The sequence below is a fragment of the Spirochaeta thermophila DSM 6192 genome (genome assembly GCF_000147075.1).
GTDB lineage: Bacteria > Spirochaetota > Spirochaetia > Winmispirales > Winmispiraceae > Winmispira > Winmispira thermophila_A.
The window spans coordinates 41,592-62,364 of record NC_014484.1 but is presented as its reverse complement, the minus strand read 5'-3'; the positions used below and the strand labels follow the sequence as shown (position 1 = coordinate 62,364).

Below are 20,773 nucleotides of genomic sequence, written 5' to 3'. Positions count from 1 at the left end.
TATCATGCCTGCTGATCCCCTACTTCACCTCCCGAAACTTCACCCTCACCCCCACCTCCGGAAACTCATCCTCAGGTGAGATCACCACGATATATCCATACCGCCCCCCGGTCCTCACCGGTGGCTCATCATCCTCCATCCTCGTCACATCCGCCCCATTGCACCTCACCACATACCCATCCCCGTCCCTAGACACCCCCAGCCTGTTCACCTGCCCATATCCCCTCTCTATCGCACTGCTTTGCTTCCAGCCCTCAAACGCCTCGAACACCCCGTCCACTACCTCCCCCACTATGTACTCCCCCTCGATGGTGATGAGGACTACGTACATTACCTCATCCCCACCTTCCTCCCCCTCGTTGAACACCACCCCATATCCCGCTGCCCCATCCCCACACTCCTTTACCACCTCGACCTCCCACCCCTCAAACGGATCCTCCTCCCCTACCCCTGCCCACATCGTCACCCCCGCAGACCCCCAGTCATCCGGATCGTTCGTTTCAAAAACCACCCACCCATCTTCACCCTCAACAAAAAGGTCCTCCCGCTCCTCAATCCCTCCTCCACCCACCACCCCATCCCAGCCCCCTTCCCACAGCTGTGCACACCCCATCAGCACAAGCCCCAGTCCAATACTCAGCACAACATCTCTGTACCTCATATGTACCCCCATGTCATTGCACATCCAACAACTGAAGCATATAGTCTTCGACCTTCCCCCCCACTACTCCACCGCCGAGAAATTCCTCCTCATCCGGTCGTATGCACAGGTAGATGTACCGGTCTTCTGTGGTGGTATTCTCCAACAGCAACGTCTCCTCTTGCACAAGCCGATGAGGGAGCTCGCCTTCCACTCCTCCAATAAAATCCGTCTGGTCTCCCTGGTTGATCCCCTCCTGAAAAAACTTCACCTGCGCACTCCACCCGCCAGGAACCTTTACCTTGTACCAGTCGAGATCCCTCACCTCCTGTCCATCAGAGCCGCGGTAGTACCACGCATTCCCTACAACCGTCCTCCTCTCAAATGAAAGCTCCTTCGCACTCTCCTTCCTGTCATTCGGCTCGTCCCCATCCTGCCTCACCACGCCCGCCACCCCCATGCGATCCCTCCCCGGCCCAAAGACACGCTCCCCTCTCACCTTCAAAAGTCGATAGTAGTACCTCCCCTCCCCCTCAAGCCATCTATGCCAGTAGCTCGTCCCCTTCCCTCGATACACCTCCTTAAAGACCTTCTCCCCAAGGCCGTCTTCTGCACACTCGAGGATATACTCGTCCGCTCCGGGATCCTCTTCCCACTCCACGTACACCGCATACTCCTCCACAAAGCTCTCCACTTCCACCTCGCACGGCCCAGGATCGCTCCACACCTCCGTGAACACCGAAAGCCCACCTTCCACACATCCTCCGCTCACTACCACGAGCAAAAGTACCGGCCCATATCTCCAAAATCTCAATTTTCTCACTTTTCTCCATCCATCTCCTTTGCTTGTATGCACTTATCCTCTTTATCAGTATACCATGCCGTCGTCCCCTGTCAAGTTTCACAGGCTACACCTCACCCCTATTCCCATTCTCATCCCCCACCACGGATCAGCGTATGAGACCACCTCCCCTCCCACCGATACCCCCACCTGCCACCCTCCCCCCACCTCATACCACGCATCCACCCCCATCCCAGGCCCTACCACCACACTCACTATCCGCTCCGTATCCCCATACTTCTCCTCGTGTACGAGGACATCCACCCGAACCAACGCCTCCACGTGCACCTCACACATCACCACCCTACTCCCCCAGTGCCACCCCCCTCCACCCAACACCTCTATACTGTGTAACATACTCTTCTCGTATCCCACTTCATTGGTACATACCCCATACCCCACCCCCACCCGCCATACCTTCCCCCACCTCTCCACCACACCCTCCCTCCCCCACCCCTCACCTTGAGATTCCCACCATACCCTCAACGCCCCAATCCCCATGATGATATAGAAAAGATCATGAGTCCTATAGCCATTGCCCAATCGAACAAAAACCCGTACCATTTTCTGCTATGAAAGACTGGCGCGCCATCCTCGAACCCCTCGCCGCAGAGGCCCCCATCCCTCCCGACCCCTCCTCACTCCCCTCCCGCCCCCTCGCCCCCACAGAACGCGCCGCACTCGAGGCCCAGGGCAACCGGGCCGAGAACTGGGAGGCGATACGCGTCCATCCCTCCTTCACGCCTCGCGGCATCTGGTACTCCACCTTCAGAGGATCCTGCTACCTGGGCCTCTTCGAACCCTCCGACCACGACCTCTTCCCCGAGGGGATCTACCACTCGGTGATCCGCCACACCGTGGTCTGCTCCCACGCCAGGATCCACCACTGCCCCCTTCTCTCCAGCCTCTACATCGACGAGGGAGCTGAGGTGATCCACACCACCAGCCACACCCCCTCCCCCTTCTCCGCCGGTCTTCTCCCCACCATCTCACCCGGCATAGAGACCGGTGGGCGCGAGATCACCCCGTGCGACGTCCTCACCCCTGACCTCGCCATCGCCCTCACCACCCGCCCCCTCCCCGGTGGCCTCGAAGAGGCCTACGCGAACTTCCTCACGCACTACCGGGACACCACCCTCTTCCCCTTCTCCTACATAGGCCCTAAGGCCCACGTGGCCCACTGCAGTACCCTCTCCTCCGTCTACATAGGCTCGCATGCAGCCGTCACAGGGAGCAGCCTCACACACGTGACCATCCACTCCTCCGAGGAGGCGCCGACCCTCGTGGGAGAGCACACCACACTCCAGGAGGCGATTCTCCAGGAGGGCGTCCACGTGACCACCGGCGCCGTGGTGCGGCGGAGCCTCCTCATGGAGGCCACCGGTGCGGAAGACCACGGCAAGATCGAAGGGAGCATCGTCCTCCCCAACACCCACATCGCCAAAGGCGAGGTCACCGCGAGCCTCGTCGGTCCCTTCGTGGGCTTCCACCATCAGTCCCTCCTCATCGCCGCATGGTGGCCCGAGGGAAAGGGGAACATCGCCTACGGCGCCAACGTGGGATCCAACCACACCTCACGCCAACCCGACCAGGAGATCTGGCCCGGAGAGGGGATGTTTTTCGGCCTGGGTTGCAGCATCAAGTTCCCCGCCCACTTCAGGGACGCTCCCTACACCACCATCGCCACCGCGGTGATGACCATGCCCCAGCGCATGGAATACCCCTTCTCCCTCATCACCCAACCCATCTCCTACCCCAGCGAGGTGCCCACGGCCTACAACCAGCTCATGCCCGGGTGGATGCTCACCGGCAACGCCTACGGCCTCTTCCGGAGCGAGGAGAAGTTCCGCACCCGAAACAAGGCGAGACGCTACCGCCCCGAGTTCGAGATCTTCCGCCCACGGATCCTCTTCCTCATGGACAGAGCACTCGACCGACTCTCCTCCATAGGAAGCCCCCGACCGTTCTATCTCCCCGAGCACCTTCCCGGAATCGGCAAGAACTACGTCACCGAAGAAGACAGGCTCGGAGCCTTGGAGGGCTACCGACTCTTCCTCGAGTACGGCATCCTCCGCATCCTCCTCGGTCTCTCCTCGTGTGAGGACGCCACCTGGCACAACGAAATCCAGCCACTCGTGGAGAAGTACCACCTTCCCGAACAACGAGAAGCGCAGATCCCCCGATACCTCGAACTCCTCGATGCGGTGTGGGACCGGATCGAAGGATCGAGGCACAAAGACGCCGTACGGGGGAGACGCATCATCGACGACTACCTCACCACACATCCGGAAGAGGACGCGGTGCTGTCCACGCTCAGGAAGCGGTTCGACGAGGAACGGAATCGCCTCACTCACTAGGAAAAGGAGCGCGTCGTGAACCCCCAGGATGTCCTCGCCTCACTCCACCGGGCCGGTCACCGACCCCGACTCGCCGGATATTCCGCCCTCGACCGCTACTTCAAGGTGAAGGGAACCCCCACCCACCTATGGATCCAGAGCACCGCCGAGCTCGTCGACCTCGCCCGCCTCTTCGAAGGACTCGAATACCCCGGCCTGGAGGGAGTGGAGGCGGCCCTCAGCCTGGAAGACACCCGCATCTACTTCCTCACTCCCCACACCCCCCCTCCCCACCCCCTCCTCGCCCTCACCCACGACCCCTCGCGCGACGCCTTCCAGGCTCCCGACGCCCTCTACCCCCTCCTCCGCTCCCCCACCCTCGCCCTCTCCACCCCCTTCACCCTCACCGACGCCCTCACCTGCGCCGTACTCCTCTCTCGCTACCCCTACACCCCACCCCCCACCCTCCCCACCCTCATGCCCTCCCCCCGGCCCGCCATCGAAACCCAGGCCGCAACCCTTTCCCTCATCCTCACCGGCCAGACCCCCTGGCACGGCCTGGCCCTCCTCTCCCGCACCGAAGCCCTTCCCCGACTCTGGCCCCCGCTCGCACGACTCCGCGACGTCCATCACGTCAAGGACTACCACCCAGAAGGGAGCGTATGGGAGCACACCCTCGAGGCCCTCAAGCACCGCAAACGCCCCGACCTTCTCCTCTCCCTCGCCATCCTCCTCCACGACATAGGCAAACCAGACGCCGTACCACACGGCACCAACCGCTTCCACCTCCACGCCAACATCGGCGCCCGGATCGCCCGCACCTTCCTCCGAGACCTCGGCTTCCCCTCCTCCCTCCAGGACGACGTGGCCTTCCTCGTGCGCTACCACATGCTCCCCGGCGCCCTCCCCCGCATCCCCCCCCAGAGCATCGCCGAGATCCTCTCCTCACCCCTCTTCCCCGTGCTCCTCGAACTCTACCGGTGCGACCTCTCCTCCACCTTCCGCGGCCCCCAACCCTACTACCAGGCCTGCAGGGCCTACCGCTCCTTCCTCAAGGCACGACGCAACCCCTTCAGGGACCCCCGGCTGAGACGCCTTATCAAGCTGTACGTGGAATGACCTACCCCCACAAATCGAGGAGGAAGGACTTGAGCGCCTCCAGGGTGTTGGGGATCTTCACGGCCCGCTTCTCCTTCGCGAGCACCTCCTCCAGCTGGGGAGGGAGGGGAGGCCTGATCCCCAGCGCCTCCTCGACCACCTCGAGGAACTTCCCCGGATGCGCCGTGGCGAGCGTCACCACCGGCGCCACCCCCCTCTCCCGTTCCAGGAGGCGCTCCGATGCCTTCACCCCCACCGCCGTGTGAGGATCGAGGAAGACCCCCCGCTCCCGCCAGTACCGGGCGATGGTATCGAGCGTCTCCTCGTCGGTCACCCGTTCACCCCGTATCACCGCGGCCATCCGGCGGTGATCTCCCTCGAAGAGGGCGAGGAGCCGCTCGAAATTGCTCGGATTGCCCACATCCATGGCATTCGAGAGCGTCCTCACCGACGACCGCGGCGTGAACACCCCGGTGGAAAGGTACTCCGGCACCACGTCGTTCACATTGGTGGCCGCGAGAAACCCTCTCACCGGCATCCCCCACCACCACGCATACACCCCGGCGGTGAGATTGCCGAAGTTCCCGCTCGGGACACAGAAGAAAGGCCTCTCCCCTCGCGCCTTCAGCTGGGCATAGGCCCACACGTAGTAGAACGACTGCGGAACGAGCCTCCCCAGGTTGATGGAATTGGCGCTCGTGAGAGGACACCGCTCACTGAGCTCCTGATCGAGGAAGGCCTCCTTCACCATCCGCTGGCAATCGTCGAACGAGCCGGCCACCTCGAGGGCATGGACGTTCCCCCCCAGTGTGGTGAGCTGCTTCTCCTGAAGCGGACTCACCCTCCCCGAAGGGTAGAGGATCACCACATCGATGTGCCGCCGGCCGTGGAAGGCCTGTGCCACCGCACTCCCCGTATCCCCCGAGGTGGCCGTGAGGATCACGGCCCGCCCCTCCCTCCGGGAGAGGAAGACCTCCATGCAGCTCGCGAGAAAGCTCGCGCCGAAGTCCTTGAAGGCGCACGAAGGCCCATGGAAGAGCTCGAGGAGAAGGATCGAATCGGTGAGCTCCCTCAGCACAGGAGAGAAGGGAAAGGCCCGTTCCACGAGCCGGCCCGCCTCCTCCTCGGAGAACTCATCGCCGAAGAGGAGGCGAACCATCTCGTACGAGACGTCGACGAAGCCCTTCTCGGGACCGAGGCGCTCGTAGAGGGGGGCGAGGTCCAGACGCTCCACCGGATGGTAGAGCCCTCCGTCCGGAGCAAGCCCCCGGAACACCGCCTCTTCGAACGAGACCACGTCCTTGGGATTCCTCGTGCTCACGAAACGCATGGCCCCTCCTATCTCCCGAAGAAGGCCTTGTGGATGACCCGGACCGCCTCCTGTCCCCGCTCCTCGTCCACCACGAACGAGAGATTGCGCTCCGAAGACCCTTGGGCGATGGCGTGCACATTGATCCCCCTCTCGCCCACGGCCTGGAAAAGCCGGCCGGCGAGCCCGGGCGTACCCCGCATATTCTCTCCCACGATGGCGATGATCTCAAGATCCCTGATGCACTCGAAGTCCGAGATGATCCTCGCCCTACGCTCCGGCTCGAGCGAGCGCTCCAAGGCATCGAGGGCCCTGTCCACCTCCTCCTTCCTGCACACCACACAGATGCTGTGTTCCGAGGAGGCCTGCGAGATCATGATGATGTTCACCTTGGCCTCGGCGAGGGCGGAGAACACGCGCGCCGCGATCCCGGGCACCCCCATCATCCCGCTGCCCTCTATGTTGATGAGGGCCACACCAGGAATCGAGGCGATCCCCGTGATGGGCCAAGGGTGCGGCTTGGGATGCTTCACGATGCGCGTACCCGGAAACCCGGGATTCATCGTGTTCTTTATCACGATGGGGATGTCCCGCTCCACCGCAGGGATCATGGTGTAGGGATGTATCACCTTGGCCCCGAAATAGGAGAGCTCCATCGCCTCCTGGAACGAAACCTCCTCGAGTACGAAGGCTTCAGGAACCACCCGCGGATCGGCGCTCATGACCCCGTCGACGTCGGTCCAGATCTCCACCTCCTCGGCACCCACGCCGGCCCCCACGATGGCCGCACTGTAGTCAGAGCCGTTCCTCCCCAGCGTGGTCGTCACCCCCTCTCTGGTTGCGCCGATGAATCCCGTCACCACATAGATCGCATCCCCGGCGAGCCTCTCACGGATCCTCCCATAGGTCTCCTCGAACTGCACCACCGCGCTCCCGAACGAGTCGTCCGTGAGCACCACCTCCCTGGCGTCCACGTACTCCGCCCTCTCACCCAGCGAGAGAAGGTAGCGGGTCACGAGGGTGCAGTTGAGACGTTCGCCGAAGCTCGCCACCAGGTCGAGACTCCGCCTGGAACACTCGCGCACGAGCTCGATGCCGTGAAGGATGCTCGAGAGATCCTCGAGCAGTGCGGAGACGGCATCCCACGCCGCCCCGGCCTGTGTCCCATCCCCCATGAGAGAGGAGAGTGTCTCCTTCTGCCTGGCGGTGAGCGAAGAGAGGTCCTCACGGTACGAGGGATCCCCCGATTCGGCCTTGCGGGCCATGGAGAGGAGGAGGTCGGTGACCCCCTTCATGGCCGAGAGCACGACCGCCACCGGCTCCCTCTCCCGAGCCTTCCTCACCAGCTCCACCACGTGGGCGATCTTCGGCCCATCGGCGACAGAGCTCCCTCCGAACTTCATCACCTTCATCTTTCCGGGTCCTCCATCCTGTGCTACAATGATCAGGCTCAATCATTGCAGAGATGAGGGGTTTTAGCAATACACAAACGGTATACTTATGCATTATCGCGGTAGAACGGCCCTGAAAACGAAAAAATATGCAATCCTCGCGTGTGCACTGCTCTGGGCCTCCTGTCGTACGCCGGCACCGTCCCCTCCCATCGCCCCCCCACCCTCCCCCGCCCTCCCCACTCCCGCGGAAAAACCCCTCCCCTCCCTCCCCCCCGATCTCTTCCCCGTACACGGCAAGGACGACCGGCCGGTGGCGGCCTTCCGGTCCGACACCGGGGAGGCCCTCATCCTGTGCACTCCCGGCGCCCCATACCGCTGGGAAGAGCTCTCCGACATCAACCGTATCTACCAGAGCGAAGACCTGCCCGAACTCGCGATCGCGTGGGTCACGGAACAGGGCCTGGAGCGCATCCCCCTCGGCCGGTATCCCGTGCTCAAGGAGGCACGCCCCCTCACCCTCGCCTCCCCCCGCAGAGGGATAGCGCTCCTTCTCACCTGCCTCAAACCCCAGAAGATCGTGCATCTCCTCGTCTCCTCCGGCGGGAACGGCCTGCCGTCGATCGACACCTTCTTCACCACGCCCTCCATGACCACCTCCTTCCAGGACCTCGACACAGACGGCACCATCGACGTGCTGGTCACGGAGACCGTACGCGAGGAGGGCGTGGGCCGGGAGACCTATCTCTCCTGGTACACCTGGAACGGGATCCGATTCTCCCTCGAACGGTCGCTCGGCATCGTACGCAGCCTGAAGGCATTCTTCTCGAAGGCCGGAAGGCTCATCCGCAACGGACCCGATCCCTTCCTCTCCTACGCCTGCGTGCCGGAGGCGGAGACACTGGAAGACATCTTCCTCGCAGAAGGAGGGGACACGCTCGGTCTCCACGGGATCCGAGGGATCACCTTCCCCGAGATCTCGGAGAACCCCTTTCCGGACGGAGGAAGGCCGGGGGAGAAGATCCTGGTCCCGGTCCGCATCGAGACCGGGGAAGGATCATTCGTCGCCACCGCCTTTCTCGGACTCAAGACCTTCCCCTTCCAGGACCCCCCCTTCGAGTTTCTCATTGACAGACCCCCCACCAATCCGTAGAGTGAGGCACCATGAGATACCGAATCGAAGGCGGTTTCCCGCTCAAAGGCACCATCCTCGCCAAGGGGAACAAGAACGCAGCACTCCCCTGCATCGCCGCCTGTCTCCTCACCGACGAAGCGGTGGTCCTCGAGAACGTGCCCGACATCCAGGACGTGAGGGTGATGCTCGACATCGTCCAGTACCTCGGCGTCCAGGTCACGCGCCTTCGTAAAGACTCCTACAGGCTCAAGACCACCGATATCGTCACCTCAGAAATCCCTCAAGAGAAGGCGAAGCTCATCCGGGCCTCCATCCTCTTCGCAGGCCCCCTCCTGGCCCGTACCGGGAAGGCAGTACTCTCACCCCCCGGCGGAGACGTGATCGGTCGAAGGAGGCTCGACACCCATTTCCTCGCCCTCTCCGCCCTGGGTGCCCGGGTGGAGATCGACGGCGTCTTCAGGCTCACGGCCCACAGACTGGTGGGGGACGAGATCTTCCTGGACGAGGCCTCGGTGACGGCCACCGAAAACGCCATCATGGCCGCCGTGCTCGCCGAAGGCACCACCGTGATACGGAACGCGGCGTCCGAGCCCCACGTACAGGACCTCTGCCACATGCTGAACCAGATGGGAGCGCAGATCTCGGGGATCGGTTCGAACGTCCTCACCATCGAAGGAGTGGAGCGCCTCTCGGGTACCACCTTCGCCATAGGGTCCGACTACATGGAAGTGGGTTCGTTCATCGGACTCGCGGCCGTCACGAGGGGCGATGTGGTCATCGAAAACGCGGATCCCCAGCACCTCAGGATGACCAAACTCGCCTTCGGGAAGCTCGGGATCTACTGGGAACAAGAGGGGCGAACCATCCACGTGCCGGCCGGACAATCCCTCAAGGTGGTGCCCGATCTGGGAGGGGCCATCCCCAAGATAGACGATGCCCCGTGGCCCGGATTCCCGGCCGACCTCACGAGCATCATGACCGTGGTGGCCACCCAGGCCGAGGGAACCATCCTCATCCACGAGAAGATGTTCGAGTCCCGCATGTTCTTCGTGGACAAACTCATCGAGATGGGCGCACGCATCATACTCTGCGACCCCCACCGCGCCGTGGTCTCAGGGCCTTCACGGCTCCGGGGCTCCGAACTCACCTCGCCCGACGTACGGGCAGGGATGGCCATGGTGATCGCCGCCCTCTGTGCGGAAGGAGAGAGCCTCATCCACAACGTCTACCAGATAGAACGCGGATACGAGGATCTCGTGGAACGACTCCAGAACCTCGGGGCCCGCATCAGGAAAGAGTCGTAGTCAGCGCTCGATTCCGTAGTACGAACAGTACCATGCCACGAACCGCCGGATCCCCTCCGAAAGCGGGGTGGAGGGACGGTAGCCCACGGCCTCCTCGAGCGACTTCGTACTCGCATGGGTGGCCACCACGTCCCCGGGTTGCATCTCGCGATAGACGATCCTGGCCTCCCGACCCAGCGCCTCCTCGATGGCTCTGATGAAGTCCATGAGGCCCACGGGCGAACCGTGGCCTATATTGTAGACCCAGAAGGGAGCCGACGATCTGTCGGGCCGGGGATCACCCGGATCCCAGTCCCGCCTCTCGGGGAGAGGATGCTCCGCCACCCGCGCGACCCCCTCCACCACGTCTTCCACATACGTGAAGTCCCGCTCCATATGACCGTGGTTGAAGACCTCTATGGGCTCGCCTTTGAGGATGCGCTCGGTGAAAGAGAAGTACGCCATGTCGGGACGTCCCCAGGGACCATAGACGGTGAAGAACCTGAGCCCTATGGTGGGAAGGCCGTAGATGTGGCTGTAGACGTGCGCAAAGAGCTCGTTCGAGCGTTTGGTGGCCGCGTACAAGCTCACCGGATGATCGACCCCATCCCGCTCGGAGAACGGGACCTTCTCGTTGAGCCCGTAGACGCTCGACGTACTGGCGTACACCAGTCTCTCCACTCCGCAGCGCCTCGAAGCCTCGAGCACGGCCCAAAACCCCTCGATGTTGCTCTGCAGGTAGACCTCCGGATGGGTGAGGGAATAGCGGACCCCCGCCTGGGCCGCGAGGTGGATGACACGTTCCACCCCGTGACGCCGGAGGAGGGTCTCCAGGAAGACCCTGTCCCGAACGTCCTCGAAGTAGAAGATGTAGCCCTCCCAGATCCTCGAGCGCATCCCTTCCCCTCGTTCGCCCACCACGATCCCGTGCTCCGCAAGACGCGCCTTCTTGAGCCCCACGTCATAATAGGGGGAGAGGTTGTCGATCCCCACCACCTCGTGTCCCTTCCGCAGGAGGAAATCCACGAGATGGAATCCCACGAAACCGGCACTCCCCGTCACCAGAAACCTCATGTCGCTTCGTCCTCCCTCTGTCGGTACACCTTGTCAACGCATCGCCCTCACCAGGAGGAGGAGGCTGAGACCCAGGAGCACGGCGCTCCCCACCACGAGGACGGCGACCGCCGCCCCGCTCCCACCCAGCGCCATGGCCGCCGCAATGAGACGGGCGCCCCCCTTGTCCATCATATCCGCCCCCCACCACACCGCCGCAGCCACGAGAGGTCCCCCCACCACGAGCAACCCCCACGATCGCCTCGCAGCCCTGTAGCGTCCCCTCCACGCGAGGGCGAGCACGAGAAACGATCCTATCAGAAAGAGCACCGCCCTGTATATCCGTATATAGATGAGGGTCGTGATCTCCCCTCGGGGAAGGAGCACCCGATCGGGAAGCCACACGAGCTGGAAGAGTTCGGACAGCGTCCTCCCCTCCCACCCTGTGCCGCCCAGGAGCAGGAGCTGATCCACATCGAGCCCCACCGGCACCAGGAACGCGGGGTCGTACGGGACCTCGCCCTCCCTCTCGGGAAGGAAGCGCACCGACCGGTCGCTCCGCCCCACACAGTGGAGCACGAGGATACCCCGCTCGATCTTTGCGTAGGGCGCCCGGAGCCGGTAGACCAGGCTACCCTCCCGTCCCACACCGGTCACCTCCACCCCGAAGCCGTAGGTCCCCTCGGCCACCCGGATCACCCTCTCGAGATAGAAGAAGTCGACCCTGTCGTCCCCCCTCCTCGCGAAGAAGACACGGGGAATCCCCCCCACGTCGGACAGATTCGCTATCTCCTCGTAATAAAAGGCGTAGGATTCCACCTGCTCCCTGGCCTCCTCGTAGTACCGCACCACATCGGCGTCACGGGGCCGTTCCTCCCTGAGCCGCATGAAGGCATAGTAGGCGCCGAGATAGTCTCCTTCCATGAGACGCTCGTACGCCTGCCGCTTGGCGGCGAAGAAGTCCTTGTCCTTCCGTGAGGAGGCTGTCTCCTCCTCACGCAGTATGGCATCCCACGCCTTCGCCTGGAGCCTTCTCGCCTCCACCAGGGACGGCTCGATCGCATGGGCGAGCCGCGCATAGTAGTACGCCGTATACGCGTCCTCCTTCTGGAAGGCCTCTTCCGCCAGACGAAGGGCCTCCCCCGCCGAGAGGTTGTGCGGTACGGCCGGGAACCCCTCCTCCTCCCCCGCCTCCTCCACCGTGGGCCGTTCCCGCTCCAGGGTACGAAGCTCCTCCCGGTACGACTCATCCGAGGGGATCAGCCTCGTGTAACTCCTGAGCGCCTGCAACATCGTCGCCCCGTCCCCCCGCTCCTTCGCACGCTCGTAGACCTCGAGAAACTCCTCGGCGAGCCGGGTCCTGTACTCCAGGTGGCGTGCATTCCGTATCACGAGCGGCTTGACCCCCTCCTGGAGGAGGAGATAGGCCCCCGCCTCCACCACCACGAAGACGAGGAGACCCTGGAGGATCCTGAAGCGATCCCTCACATCCTGCTGGACGAGCAGGTATCGGGAAGAGAAAAAACCCACCACCAGGACCACCGAGAGGAGATGAAAGAAGAGGAAACCTCCCAGCCAGTCGGCGACACCCTCATACAACCGCCACGAAGCGGCGAGCAGGGGGTGCACAGGAGCCTCCGCCTTCCCCATGACATAGGCCCATCCCATCACGAGGACGAAAGAGACCAGATAGCAGACGAAGAGCCCCCTCACGATACGCCCTACGGGACTCACCATGCCACCTCCTCCCGGAGGCGTGCATAGGGCAGGAGGAAGAGGAGGAAGAGGAGGCCGCATACTCCGATGAAGGCGGGGATGGCGAGAACCACGTAGTCAAAGGACACGGGAATCCGGGACGCGACTTCGACGAAGAGCGGCTCTTCGGTGAAGCGCTTCACCCCCCACATGAAGAGCCCGGGGGCCATACCCATACCGACGGCGAGGATCGTGTTGAAGAAAGGCCAGCGGGTGAATCTCACCCAGGTCCACATCCCGATCGAAAAGAGAAACCATGAGCCGAGGAAGAGAAGAGACCGAGGCGCCCCCATGGAAAAGGCCTGGTCCCACACCCCTTCCAAGGCCAGCGTCACCTCTTCCCACACGGAAGCCCAGCCGGGAATCGGGGCGAGGACCGCGGCGTCGTAGCCCCGGGAAAGGTCGATCGATTCCCTCTCTCCCAGGACATACCGTCCGGTCTCCTCGTCGAACCACCCTTCCGGGAAGAGGCGGACGACCGGCTCGCGTTCGAACCAGACATCCACGACCCCGGCATCGAACCTTCCCGAGGCATACACGAAGAGGTACCGATCCTCCGCCGTCCTCACGAGTGCCTGCGAAGAGACCGGCGAGGTGTAGCGCCATTCCAGGGCGGCCACCCCTTCCTCCAGGGGAGGAACGACGAAGGCGTACCAGAGGTAGAGATATCCTGTCATGAGCAGGGCGAGCTCCAGGATGGAGAGGAAGAGAACGCCCGGACGAACGAACACCCTCGAGAGGCTTATGATGAGCGCCAGTATTCCTGCCGAAGGGCCCAGGGCCCTCAGGGCCTTCAGGAAGAAAGGAAGCACTGTGCTCTTTCCATCCACCGTGACATACACGCCGTCGGCGAGTCCCCAGGAGGCCATCCCCCAGGAAACCACTCCCAGAAGGAGTATCACGAGGAGCCACCCCACATAGTACACAGGGAGGAAAAGAGAATCCCTCATGCCTGTTTCCTTCATCGATCCTCGTCGATCAGCATGTAGCCCTTTCTGATCACAGAAACGAGCACCCCCTCCAGATCGAGTTCGGCCAGTTTCTTCCTCAACAGGGAGACGTGCATATCCACGGCCCGGGACGATCCGTTTCTCATGCCCACGGCATGGGAGAGCGCCTCCCTCCCGAGGGGTTTCCCCCTGTGCCGCACCAGGAGGGAGAAGAGCTGCCCTTGCACGGGAGTGAGGCGAACCTCCTTCCCCTCCCGCCTGAGGACCCCATTGCGGTACTCACAGACCTTTCCTCGCAGCACCACCCGCTGGGGGAGAAAACGTCGGGCCCGTACCAGGAGCTCACCGACGCTCCAGGGTTCCTTCAAGTAGTCCCCGCACCCGAGGGCGAACGCCTGGGCAACGTAGTCGGCCGGACCATAGGGGATCCACACCGGTCCCCCCTCTCCGGTCTCGAGAGATATGGAAAGAAAGTCCTTCCAGGGAAGGGAGACCACCTGGCAGCACTTCGCCTCTTCGACGACGTCTTCCAGTATGACGATGTCCTCCTTCTGGGGATGGGGAAAATCCTTGTAGTCCAGCCAGAAGTAGTACCTCACATCTGCGTCGGGGAGGAATACTCCGATGGGTATCTCACGACCCCGAGGAATCATGCGGAAGCCCCAGGCGTTTCTTGAGATCCTCGAGGAGGACATCCGCCTTGTCCTCCGGTTTCTCGAGCTTCCTTATCTGTTCCTCAAGCGACAGGGTCGTGTCTTCCGCCTCGAGGGCCTCGGTGGCCTCGGCCTCGGCCTCCAACTCCTCGACTCTCTTCTCGAGTTCCTCGAACGCGGCAAAGGCGGAGGTATCAGAGAGTCCCTTTATGGTCTCCTGCAGACGTTTCTGGGCCTGGACCCGTTTCGCTCGTGCGATGAGGATGTTTCTCTTCCTCCTCGCGTCCTCTATCCTGTCCTGGAGATCCCGGAGCGAGGCCTTCAGCTTCTCCACCGTGGCGTGCTGCTCCTCATGGCTCTTCCTGTACTGTTCGAGCACCTCGAGAAGCTCGGCCTTCTTCACCAGAGCCTGCTTCGCCAGATCCTCCCTGCCGGCCTTGAGGGCCGTCACGGCCTTCTGCTCCCAGTCCTCGACCTGAGCCGCGTATTCGGACACCCTCTTCTCCAGCCTCTTCTCGTCCGCGAGGGCCTGGGCAACCGAGCGCTTCGCCTCGAGGAGCTGCTTGTTCATGTCGAGGAGGAGCTGATCGAGAAGCTTCTCGGGATCCTCGATACGCTTGAGAAGGGCATTGAATTGAGCCTTCACGGCCCTCACGAGGCGCTGAAAGAAGCCCATACCCTTCCTCCCTATCCCAGGAAGACCTGGCCGTTGTTGTCTATGGCGAGGATCGTCTTACACTCCGAGCATCGAAAGCGACCCGGACGCGTGGCCTTCAGCTTCTTCGAACAGATGGGACACTTGAAGATCTTGGGGAAGATCTCGGTCTGTACCTTCTGCCCCCCTTCGGAGAAGTGGGCCACCGCCTCTTCGAGATTGTCCTTTATGGTGAAGAACTGAGAGAATCCGAGGAGCTGGAAGACTTCGTACACCTTCGGCTGGATTTCGAGGAGCACGATGTCCCCCCCCCTGGGCTTCACGGCCTTGAGGAAAGCGGTGAACGACCCTATACCGGTACTGGAGACATAGTTGAGCCCGCCGCAGTGGAAGATGAGACGGATGTATCCTTGTTCGATCGCCCTCGTGACCTTCTTCTGGAAAAAGTTCGAATTATACGTATCTATATAGCCCGTAAGAAACAGGATGAGACACCCAGGCACCGAATCGACCTTCTGAAGCCGTATCTTGAGGCTTTCATCCTTCTCCTCGTCGAATCCTGGGATGATGTCGTTATTTGCCATTCCCGAACCTCGCTTTTTGCTTCATGTGACCATACCTACATAATATAAGTCTATGTATGGTTTGTCAAATCCGCATCCGCTCCAACGATCACAATCTAAGTCCCTTATCGGCAGAAATCACCGCCCCATTTACAAGAGGAGTGGGCATCTTCACCAGATAACGGACGAGGTCCACCACCTCTTCCGCCGAGGCGATACGCGCCTCGGGCACCTCACGCCAGCGCTCCCGCTCCTCTCGCGAGGTGTACTCCGTGAACACGATACCGGGACAGATCACATTGCAGGCCACGTTCGAACTCCCGTAGGCCACGGCCACCGACTTCGCAAGCACCCCGAGCCCTGCCTTCGCCGCCGCATACGGAGCGATGGAGGTATATCCCCTCAGCGCGTCGCTTCCAGGACCCCCGAAAAGGACGATACGCCCATGCCCCCGCTCCGCCATCAGTCCCGCCACCATACCCACCACGGCCCCGGGTAGCACGAGGTTCCCCCGGGCCATCCGTTCCCACACCTCCAGGGATGCCTCCCCGAGGCCCACATACTCCACCGGCCCGGCACACCACACCACGATGTCGAACGGGAGGCGGGATGCCACCTCCTTGAGGAATACGTCCCCCTGGTCAAAGGGACACAGGAATCCGTCCACTTCTTCGGCAGTGCGCGCGCACAACGCACGCGTCTCCTCGAGCCGCGCCTCGTCGTGTCCTCCGTGGACGACGAGGGAGGCCCCCTCCTCTGCGAGCATGAGGCTCACCCCCCGTCCGATCCCTCCGGATCCTCCGACCACCAGGGCCCTCTTTCCTCCGAGCTCTTTCCGATCCTTCCGCACGCTTGACCTCCTCACGCCACTATCCTATCATGAGATAGGGAGCGGGTGAACGACATGAAGCGACTGTTCCTCCTGTACATGACCCTCGGAACCCTCCTGTGGGCATATGACCCTGTGGACGGTGTGCGCTTCGACCTCACCCTCGAAGACCTCATCGGGACGCTTCCAGAGGGGAAAGAGGAGGTATCGGGGTACTACCTCGTCCTCGATGGCATCATAGGGTCCGTGGAGGTCCTGGATCCCGGGGAGGGAGAGTCCTTCACCGCCCGGTTGGAGCTCGTCTCGGGCGCATGGCTCTCGGAGGAGGAGGTTGCCCTCTACCGTGCGGACGTGATCCTCAAGGGCGCAGAGTTCCGATCGAGGATACCCCTCTCGAGGAGGGATCCCATCCTCCCCGAGAGCCTCATCGAGAGGAGGAGGATCATCGTCCTATGCAGGCTCATCGACGTGGAATCCTCCCCGGACGGGACCCCTGTACCGGTGCTCCTCGCGAAAGCGGTGAGGGTGATCAGATGACTACTCGAATCTCACCAGATCGGGGGTGATCATCTCGAGACCCCTGAACCTCGCCTCGAGCACGGCGCGGGTGAGCACGTTTTTCAGTTCCCTCACGTTACCCGGCCAGTCGTACGAGAGAAGGCGGTCCATGGCCCCGGACGAGATCCGGGCCGGGCATCCGTACTGGTCCGCGAGCATCCTGGTGAAATACGAGGCGAGAAGCGGGATATCCTCCTTGCGATCGGTGAGGGGGGGGATCGAAATCTTCAGCACATTGATCCGATAGAAGAGGTCGGCCCGGAACCGCCCCCGCTTCACCTCCCCCGCCAGATCCCTGTGGGTGGCGCACACCACACGCACATCCACCCGGATCGAGCGATGCCCCCCCACCCTCACCACGCTCCCCTCCTCCAGGACACGGAGGAACTTCACCTGCAGGTCCGCCGGAAGCTCTCCCACCTCGTCCAGGAAGAGCGTCCCGCCGTCAGCCTGCTCAAAAAGCCCCGGACGTCTCCGCGCATCGGTGTAGGCCCCCTCCTCGGTACCGAAGAGTTCTGCTTCGATGAGAGAGGGGGGAAGTGCTCCGCAATTGACCGCCACAAAGGGCATCTCCCTCCTGGGAGAGAGATCGTGGAGGATCCGGGCCACGAGTTCCTTGCCCGTCCCCGTGGGCCCCTGGATGAGCACGGTCTCCTTCACCCGGGCCACCACCGAGATATATTCCCGGATCTTCACGATCGACTCGCTCTTGCCCACTAGGCGCTCGAGCGGAGACCTGTCCTCCACAGCCGGAGAGGAGTAGCCTTTGCACCGAAGTGCCCGCTGGAGTGCTCGATGGAGGGCATCCCTTTCAGGAGGGAAGGGGAGATAGTCCACGGCACCGAGATCCATCCCTCTCACCACCGTATGGGGCGACGGATCGGGAGAGCAGAGGATGAGGGGGATGTGGGGAAAGACATCCCCCAGTGTTCTCGCGACCCCCTGCCACTCATCCCCCGCACCGTGGACAAGGATCACCGCATCCGGTCTCTCATCACCGAGCCGGACCTTCACTGCGGCCTCATCCACCAGAACCATGGAGACATCTTCCGGAAGGAGGAGCCTGAAAAAGTCCTCGCTCCCTCCCTTCATATCTATAAGCGCTACTTTAATCATCTCGTGACTTGTTTAAACCGAACACCTTGTACACCATCACCAGAAGAGCGAACCAGAGATAATAGAACACCTTCAGGATCCGGAGGGGATTGAGGATGAACCCCTTCAGCGGGGGAATGCGCCCGTAGAACTCCTCGGGAGCCACCCTCTTCCTCCGTCCCGCGAAGACCTGCATCGTCTCGGGATGTACGATCACCATGGCAGGGGGAAGTTCCGCCCTGTGCTGCGACACCCACTCATCCCCGCCGCGAATACCGCTCCCTATCAGGATGAGGGCCGGCGTGGCCTTCTTCACCGCGGTGAGGATCGTCTCCTCCACCTCCTTTGGGAAGTTGCCGTGGTAGCGTCCCACCACACGAAGACCGGGGAACGTCTCCCGGATATTCCGCTCGATGGTGAGGATATCCTGAGGGCTCTCTCCGAGGAGGTACACCCGTTCTCCCTTCTCCTCCAGGAAACGGAGAAGCCGAACGATGAAGGAAAAAGGAAGGTACCTCACAGGGGCCTCCTGATGGAGCCGTCGAGCCGCCCACACGAGCGAACGGTCAAGAGGCAGGACCAGAGATGCCTCCTCGAGTATCCGCCGCTTCCGTTTCGAACGGCGGGCACGCATGCAATCCGAACGCCGTGCGAACACGATATGGTGGAGTCTCCCATCGAGGAGGAAGTGATGGAACACCCGCTCGAGATCCGCATCCTCCACGCGATCCACGGGGATCCCCAGGATACGGATCCTCTTCTTCCAAGGTATATTCGTCGCAGCTGTCATGATCCCCCCAATTCCCCCAGAACATCAGCGACCGATGATCTGGACGAACACCTTCCGGGTGCGCGGCCCGTCGAACTCACAGAAATAGATTCCCTGCCAGGTACCCAGGGCGAGGGTTCCCCCTTCCACAGGGATCGTCACTGAAGGACCGACGAGCGACGTTTTGATATGAGCCGCGGAGTTCCCCTCGGCGTGAGCATAACCGTCCTGGAAAGGCACGATCTTGCCCGTCTCCATGAGGAAGTCCCGTATCACAGAAGGATCCGCCGCCTCGTTTATCGTTATCCCCGCCGTGGTGTGAGGTGAATAGACCACACAGATCCCCTCCTCGACACCCGATCGGGCGACGATCTCCTGGACCTCCCGCGTGATGAGCACCACCTGAACCCTCTCTCCGGTACGCACTGAGATCCGTTCCATTCAGGTCTCGCCTCCCATCAGTCCGAGAAGGATGCGCATACCTTCCTCCATCACCCTGTCGTAGTCCGGATCATAGAGCGGAGGATGCGTCGACCGCCTCACCACCTCGGCATGGATGAGACGTCTCAGGATGTCGGGATCGTATTCGGGCCGTTCCGCCACCAGCCGGGAGATGAAACTCCCGATCGCCTCCTCGGAGGGGGCCACGTCATGAGAGACCACGAACTCCGTGATCCTCCCTGAGGAGAGGAGTTCTCCGTAGAGGGCCGTCTGTTCCTCGGTGAAGGTCTCCTCCTCCACCTTCACATCCGGCTCGATCCCATGCCTGTCGATCACCACCCCGCTGGGCGTATAGTAGCGGGCAACCGTGAGACGGAAACCTCCTCTGGGAAGCAACTGCACCTGCTGGACCGACCCTTTTCCGTAGGTCGTCTCTCCGACCAGCGTTCCCCTCCCCCTGTCCTTGAGCACGCCGGAGAGGATTTCGGCCGCCGAGGCCGTCCCCCTGTTCACCAGGACCACCACAGGGATATCCTCGTCCACCAGGAGATCTCCGGTGGCATAATAGGTGCGTGTAGCCTCGGAAGTCCGTCCCTCCTCCCTGAGCATGATCCCTTCTCTGAAGAAGAAGTCGGTGATCTCGAGAACCGAATCGAGGAGCCCTCCGGGATTGGAACGGACATCGATGAGGAGCCCCCGATACCCCCGTGCCTTGAACGCGGAGATGGCCTCCTCAACCTTCTCCGGGGTGTGTGGAGTGAACTGGATGATCCTGAGGATACCCACCTTGTGCTCGGGAAGGAACTCGTAGCGCACCGTGGGCACCTCGATGATCGCACGGGTGAGGGTCACATCGAACACATAGTCGCCCCCCCTCTTGATGGTGATGGTCACCTGCGTGCCGGGCTCACCCCTCAGGCGGGAGAGGACCTCGTCGATGGAGAGGTCCATCGTGGACTCCCCTTCTATCCCTATGATCTTGTCCCCAGCCAGGATGCCCGCGCGGTAGGCCGGAGTGCCTTCGATGGGGGCGACCACATCCACATAACCCGCATCCCCCCCGTTCGCGGTCTCCTTGGCGATATAGAGACCGATCCCTCCGAACTCCCCTCGGGTGGTGTCGGAAAGATCGCGGAGCTCTTCCTCCGAAAGATACTCGGAGTATGGATCATCCAGGCTCTCGAAGAGCCCTTCCAGGGCCCCTTCCAGAAGGACCTCCGGATCAGGCTCTTCGACATAGTGGTCCTGTACATAGGAAAAGACACTCTCGAAGAGAGAGAGGAGTTGATCCGTCGAACGGTCGAGAGCGAAGAGCCCGTCCGCCCATACAAGGGACATTAGGAACCCGAAGAGGAGGAGGAACCCTCCCCACCATATCCCCCGCAGTCGGACATCCCCTTTTTTCATCATCACCACCTT

At 62.2% G+C, this 20,773-nt stretch carries 21 protein-coding genes; 5 read left to right on the top strand and 16 right to left on the bottom strand.

Translation table 11 applies throughout. The features are described from left to right. Window positions 1-19 precede the first annotated feature (19 nt). From STHERM_RS00295 to STHERM_RS00285, 3 genes are all read right to left on the bottom strand, one after another. The gene (locus STHERM_RS00295) at window positions 20-661 is read right to left on the bottom strand and encodes a hypothetical protein (protein WP_148223835.1); all 642 of its coding nucleotides are present in this window, start codon (window positions 659-661) and stop codon (window positions 20-22) included. 13 nt (window positions 662-674) lie between these two features. Further along, on the bottom strand, window positions 675-1,397 hold the full coding sequence (locus STHERM_RS11295; RefSeq protein ID WP_052295649.1) for a hypothetical protein: 723 nt from the start codon (window positions 1,395-1,397) through the stop codon (window positions 675-677). Between the two features lie 144 nt (window positions 1,398-1,541). Next, window positions 1,542-1,919 carry a hypothetical protein gene (locus STHERM_RS00285; RefSeq protein WP_041623062.1) on the bottom strand — a complete coding sequence of 126 codons (378 nt, stop codon included), beginning with the start codon at window positions 1,917-1,919 and terminating at the stop codon, window positions 1,542-1,544. A gap of 134 nt (window positions 1,920-2,053) precedes the next feature. Between STHERM_RS00285 and STHERM_RS00280 the strand changes: the two genes are divergently transcribed. Together STHERM_RS00280 and STHERM_RS12475 are read left to right on the top strand one after the other, a co-directional pair. Continuing rightward, window positions 2,054-3,838, top strand: a complete 1,785-nt coding sequence (locus STHERM_RS00280; protein WP_013312873.1) for a DUF4954 family protein — start codon at window positions 2,054-2,056, stop codon at window positions 3,836-3,838. A gap of 15 nt (window positions 3,839-3,853) precedes the next feature. Continuing rightward, on the top strand, window positions 3,854-4,936 hold the full coding sequence (locus STHERM_RS12475; RefSeq protein WP_013312872.1) for an HD domain-containing protein: 1,083 nt from the start codon (window positions 3,854-3,856) through the stop codon (window positions 4,934-4,936). A gap of 1 nt (window position 4,937) precedes the next feature. Here the strand turns inward: STHERM_RS12475 and thrC are convergent, their stop codons facing one another. Continuing rightward, window positions 4,938-6,245 carry a threonine synthase gene (gene thrC / locus STHERM_RS00270; RefSeq protein ID WP_013312871.1) on the bottom strand — a complete coding sequence of 436 codons (1,308 nt, stop codon included), beginning with the start codon at window positions 6,243-6,245 and terminating at the stop codon, window positions 4,938-4,940. A gap of 8 nt (window positions 6,246-6,253) precedes the next feature. Next, complete coding sequence (locus STHERM_RS00265; protein WP_013312870.1) at window positions 6,254-7,636, bottom strand: aspartate kinase; 1,383 nt, start codon at window positions 7,634-7,636, stop codon at window positions 6,254-6,256. Between the two features lie 292 nt (window positions 7,637-7,928). On the opposite strand from STHERM_RS00265, the gene STHERM_RS00260 reads away from it, so the two are divergent. Together STHERM_RS00260 and murA are read left to right on the top strand one after the other, a co-directional pair. Further along, on the top strand, window positions 7,929-8,768 hold the full coding sequence (locus STHERM_RS00260) for a hypothetical protein (protein ID WP_237223301.1): 840 nt from the start codon (window positions 7,929-7,931) through the stop codon (window positions 8,766-8,768). Window positions 8,769-8,779: 11 nt separating this feature from the next. Beyond that, the gene (gene murA, locus STHERM_RS00255; protein WP_013312868.1) at window positions 8,780-10,054 is read left to right on the top strand and encodes a UDP-N-acetylglucosamine 1-carboxyvinyltransferase; all 1,275 of its coding nucleotides are present in this window, start codon (window positions 8,780-8,782) and stop codon (window positions 10,052-10,054) included. Here murA and STHERM_RS00250 read toward each other — a convergent pair whose 3' ends face one another. The 7 genes from STHERM_RS00250 to STHERM_RS00220 form a co-directional block, all read right to left on the bottom strand. Further along, a complete protein-coding gene (locus tag STHERM_RS00250; protein WP_013312867.1) occupies window positions 10,055-11,107 on the bottom strand; it encodes an NAD-dependent epimerase/dehydratase family protein in 1,053 nt (350 codons plus the stop codon). Window positions 11,108-11,140: 33 nt separating this feature from the next. Then, window positions 11,141-12,823, bottom strand: coding sequence for a hypothetical protein (locus STHERM_RS00245; RefSeq protein WP_013312866.1), 1,683 nt, complete (start codon window positions 12,821-12,823; stop codon window positions 11,141-11,143). Next, a complete protein-coding gene (locus STHERM_RS00240) occupies window positions 12,817-13,791 on the bottom strand; it encodes a hypothetical protein (RefSeq protein WP_148223834.1) in 975 nt (324 codons plus the stop codon). The genes STHERM_RS00245 and STHERM_RS00240 overlap by 7 nt, the downstream gene beginning before the upstream one ends. Window positions 13,792-13,802: 11 nt before the next feature. After that, complete coding sequence (locus tag STHERM_RS00235) at window positions 13,803-14,444, bottom strand: response regulator transcription factor (RefSeq protein WP_071650323.1); 642 nt, start codon at window positions 14,442-14,444, stop codon at window positions 13,803-13,805. Beyond that, window positions 14,425-15,120, bottom strand: a complete 696-nt coding sequence (locus STHERM_RS00230; protein WP_013312863.1) for a PspA/IM30 family protein — start codon at window positions 15,118-15,120, stop codon at window positions 14,425-14,427. The genes STHERM_RS00235 and STHERM_RS00230 overlap by 20 nt, the downstream gene beginning before the upstream one ends. An 11-nt stretch (window positions 15,121-15,131) precedes the next feature. Continuing rightward, the gene (locus tag STHERM_RS00225; RefSeq protein WP_013312862.1) at window positions 15,132-15,683 is read right to left on the bottom strand and encodes an STAS domain-containing protein; all 552 of its coding nucleotides are present in this window, start codon (window positions 15,681-15,683) and stop codon (window positions 15,132-15,134) included. Window positions 15,684-15,771: 88 nt separating this feature from the next. Beyond that, window positions 15,772-16,512 (bottom strand): SDR family oxidoreductase, encoded by a 741-nt coding sequence (locus tag STHERM_RS00220; RefSeq protein WP_148223833.1) that lies wholly within the window; start codon window positions 16,510-16,512, stop codon window positions 15,772-15,774. 54 nt (window positions 16,513-16,566) lie between these two features. Between STHERM_RS00220 and STHERM_RS00215 the strand changes: the two genes are divergently transcribed. Next, a complete protein-coding gene (locus STHERM_RS00215; protein ID WP_013312860.1) occupies window positions 16,567-17,028 on the top strand; it encodes a hypothetical protein in 462 nt (153 codons plus the stop codon). Here the strand turns inward: STHERM_RS00215 and STHERM_RS00210 are convergent, their stop codons facing one another. The 4 genes from STHERM_RS00210 to STHERM_RS00195 are packed head-to-tail and all read right to left on the bottom strand — an operon-like array spanning window position 17,029 to window position 20,761. Then, on the bottom strand, window positions 17,029-18,141 hold the full coding sequence (locus tag STHERM_RS00210) for a sigma-54-dependent transcriptional regulator (RefSeq protein WP_237223298.1): 1,113 nt from the start codon (window positions 18,139-18,141) through the stop codon (window positions 17,029-17,031). A 16-nt stretch (window positions 18,142-18,157) separates the two neighbouring features. Further along, complete coding sequence (locus STHERM_RS00205) at window positions 18,158-18,934, bottom strand: WecB/TagA/CpsF family glycosyltransferase (RefSeq protein ID WP_013312858.1); 777 nt, start codon at window positions 18,932-18,934, stop codon at window positions 18,158-18,160. A 24-nt stretch (window positions 18,935-18,958) separates the two neighbouring features. Further along, the gene (locus STHERM_RS00200) at window positions 18,959-19,354 is read right to left on the bottom strand and encodes a secondary thiamine-phosphate synthase enzyme YjbQ (RefSeq protein ID WP_013312857.1); all 396 of its coding nucleotides are present in this window, start codon (window positions 19,352-19,354) and stop codon (window positions 18,959-18,961) included. Then, a complete protein-coding gene (locus tag STHERM_RS00195; protein ID WP_041623666.1) occupies window positions 19,355-20,761 on the bottom strand; it encodes a S41 family peptidase in 1,407 nt (468 codons plus the stop codon). It lies immediately after the preceding gene. Window positions 20,762-20,773 lie beyond the last annotated feature (12 nt).

Bases quoted from the DNA above. Each gene is read 5' to 3' on its own strand.
- STHERM_RS00280 (WP_013312873.1), top strand. From the start codon at position 2,054: ATGAAAGACTGGCGCGCCATCCTCGAACCCCTCGCCGCAGAGGCCCCC.
- STHERM_RS00200 (WP_013312857.1), bottom strand. From the start codon at position 19,354: ATGGAACGGATCTCAGTGCGTACCGGAGAGAGGGTTCAGGTGGTGCTC.
- STHERM_RS00250 (WP_013312867.1), bottom strand. From the start codon at position 11,107: ATGAGGTTTCTGGTGACGGGGAGTGCCGGTTTCGTGGGATTCCATCTC.
- STHERM_RS00215 (WP_013312860.1), top strand. From the start codon at position 16,567: ATGAAGCGACTGTTCCTCCTGTACATGACCCTCGGAACCCTCCTGTGG.
- STHERM_RS00245 (WP_013312866.1), bottom strand. From the start codon at position 12,823: ATGGTGAGTCCCGTAGGGCGTATCGTGAGGGGGCTCTTCGTCTGCTAT.
- STHERM_RS00205 (WP_013312858.1), bottom strand. From the start codon at position 18,934: ATGACAGCTGCGACGAATATACCTTGGAAGAAGAGGATCCGTATCCTG.
- STHERM_RS00210 (WP_237223298.1), bottom strand. From the start codon at position 18,141: ATGAAGGGAGGGAGCGAGGACTTTTTCAGGCTCCTCCTTCCGGAAGAT.
- STHERM_RS00225 (WP_013312862.1), bottom strand. From the start codon at position 15,683: ATGGCAAATAACGACATCATCCCAGGATTCGACGAGGAGAAGGATGAA.
- STHERM_RS00265 (WP_013312870.1), bottom strand. From the start codon at position 7,636: ATGAAGGTGATGAAGTTCGGAGGGAGCTCTGTCGCCGATGGGCCGAAG.
- STHERM_RS00295 (WP_148223835.1), bottom strand. From the start codon at position 661: ATGAGGTACAGAGATGTTGTGCTGAGTATTGGACTGGGGCTTGTGCTG.
- murA (WP_013312868.1), top strand. From the start codon at position 8,780: ATGAGATACCGAATCGAAGGCGGTTTCCCGCTCAAAGGCACCATCCTC.
- thrC (WP_013312871.1), bottom strand. From the start codon at position 6,245: ATGCGTTTCGTGAGCACGAGGAATCCCAAGGACGTGGTCTCGTTCGAA.
- STHERM_RS00235 (WP_071650323.1), bottom strand. From the start codon at position 14,444: ATGATTCCTCGGGGTCGTGAGATACCCATCGGAGTATTCCTCCCCGAC.
- STHERM_RS00240 (WP_148223834.1), bottom strand. From the start codon at position 13,791: ATGAGGGATTCTCTTTTCCTCCCTGTGTACTATGTGGGGTGGCTCCTC.
- STHERM_RS00230 (WP_013312863.1), bottom strand. From the start codon at position 15,120: ATGGGCTTCTTTCAGCGCCTCGTGAGGGCCGTGAAGGCTCAATTCAAT.
- STHERM_RS00195 (WP_041623666.1), bottom strand. From the start codon at position 20,761: ATGAAAAAAGGGGATGTCCGACTGCGGGGGATATGGTGGGGAGGGTTC.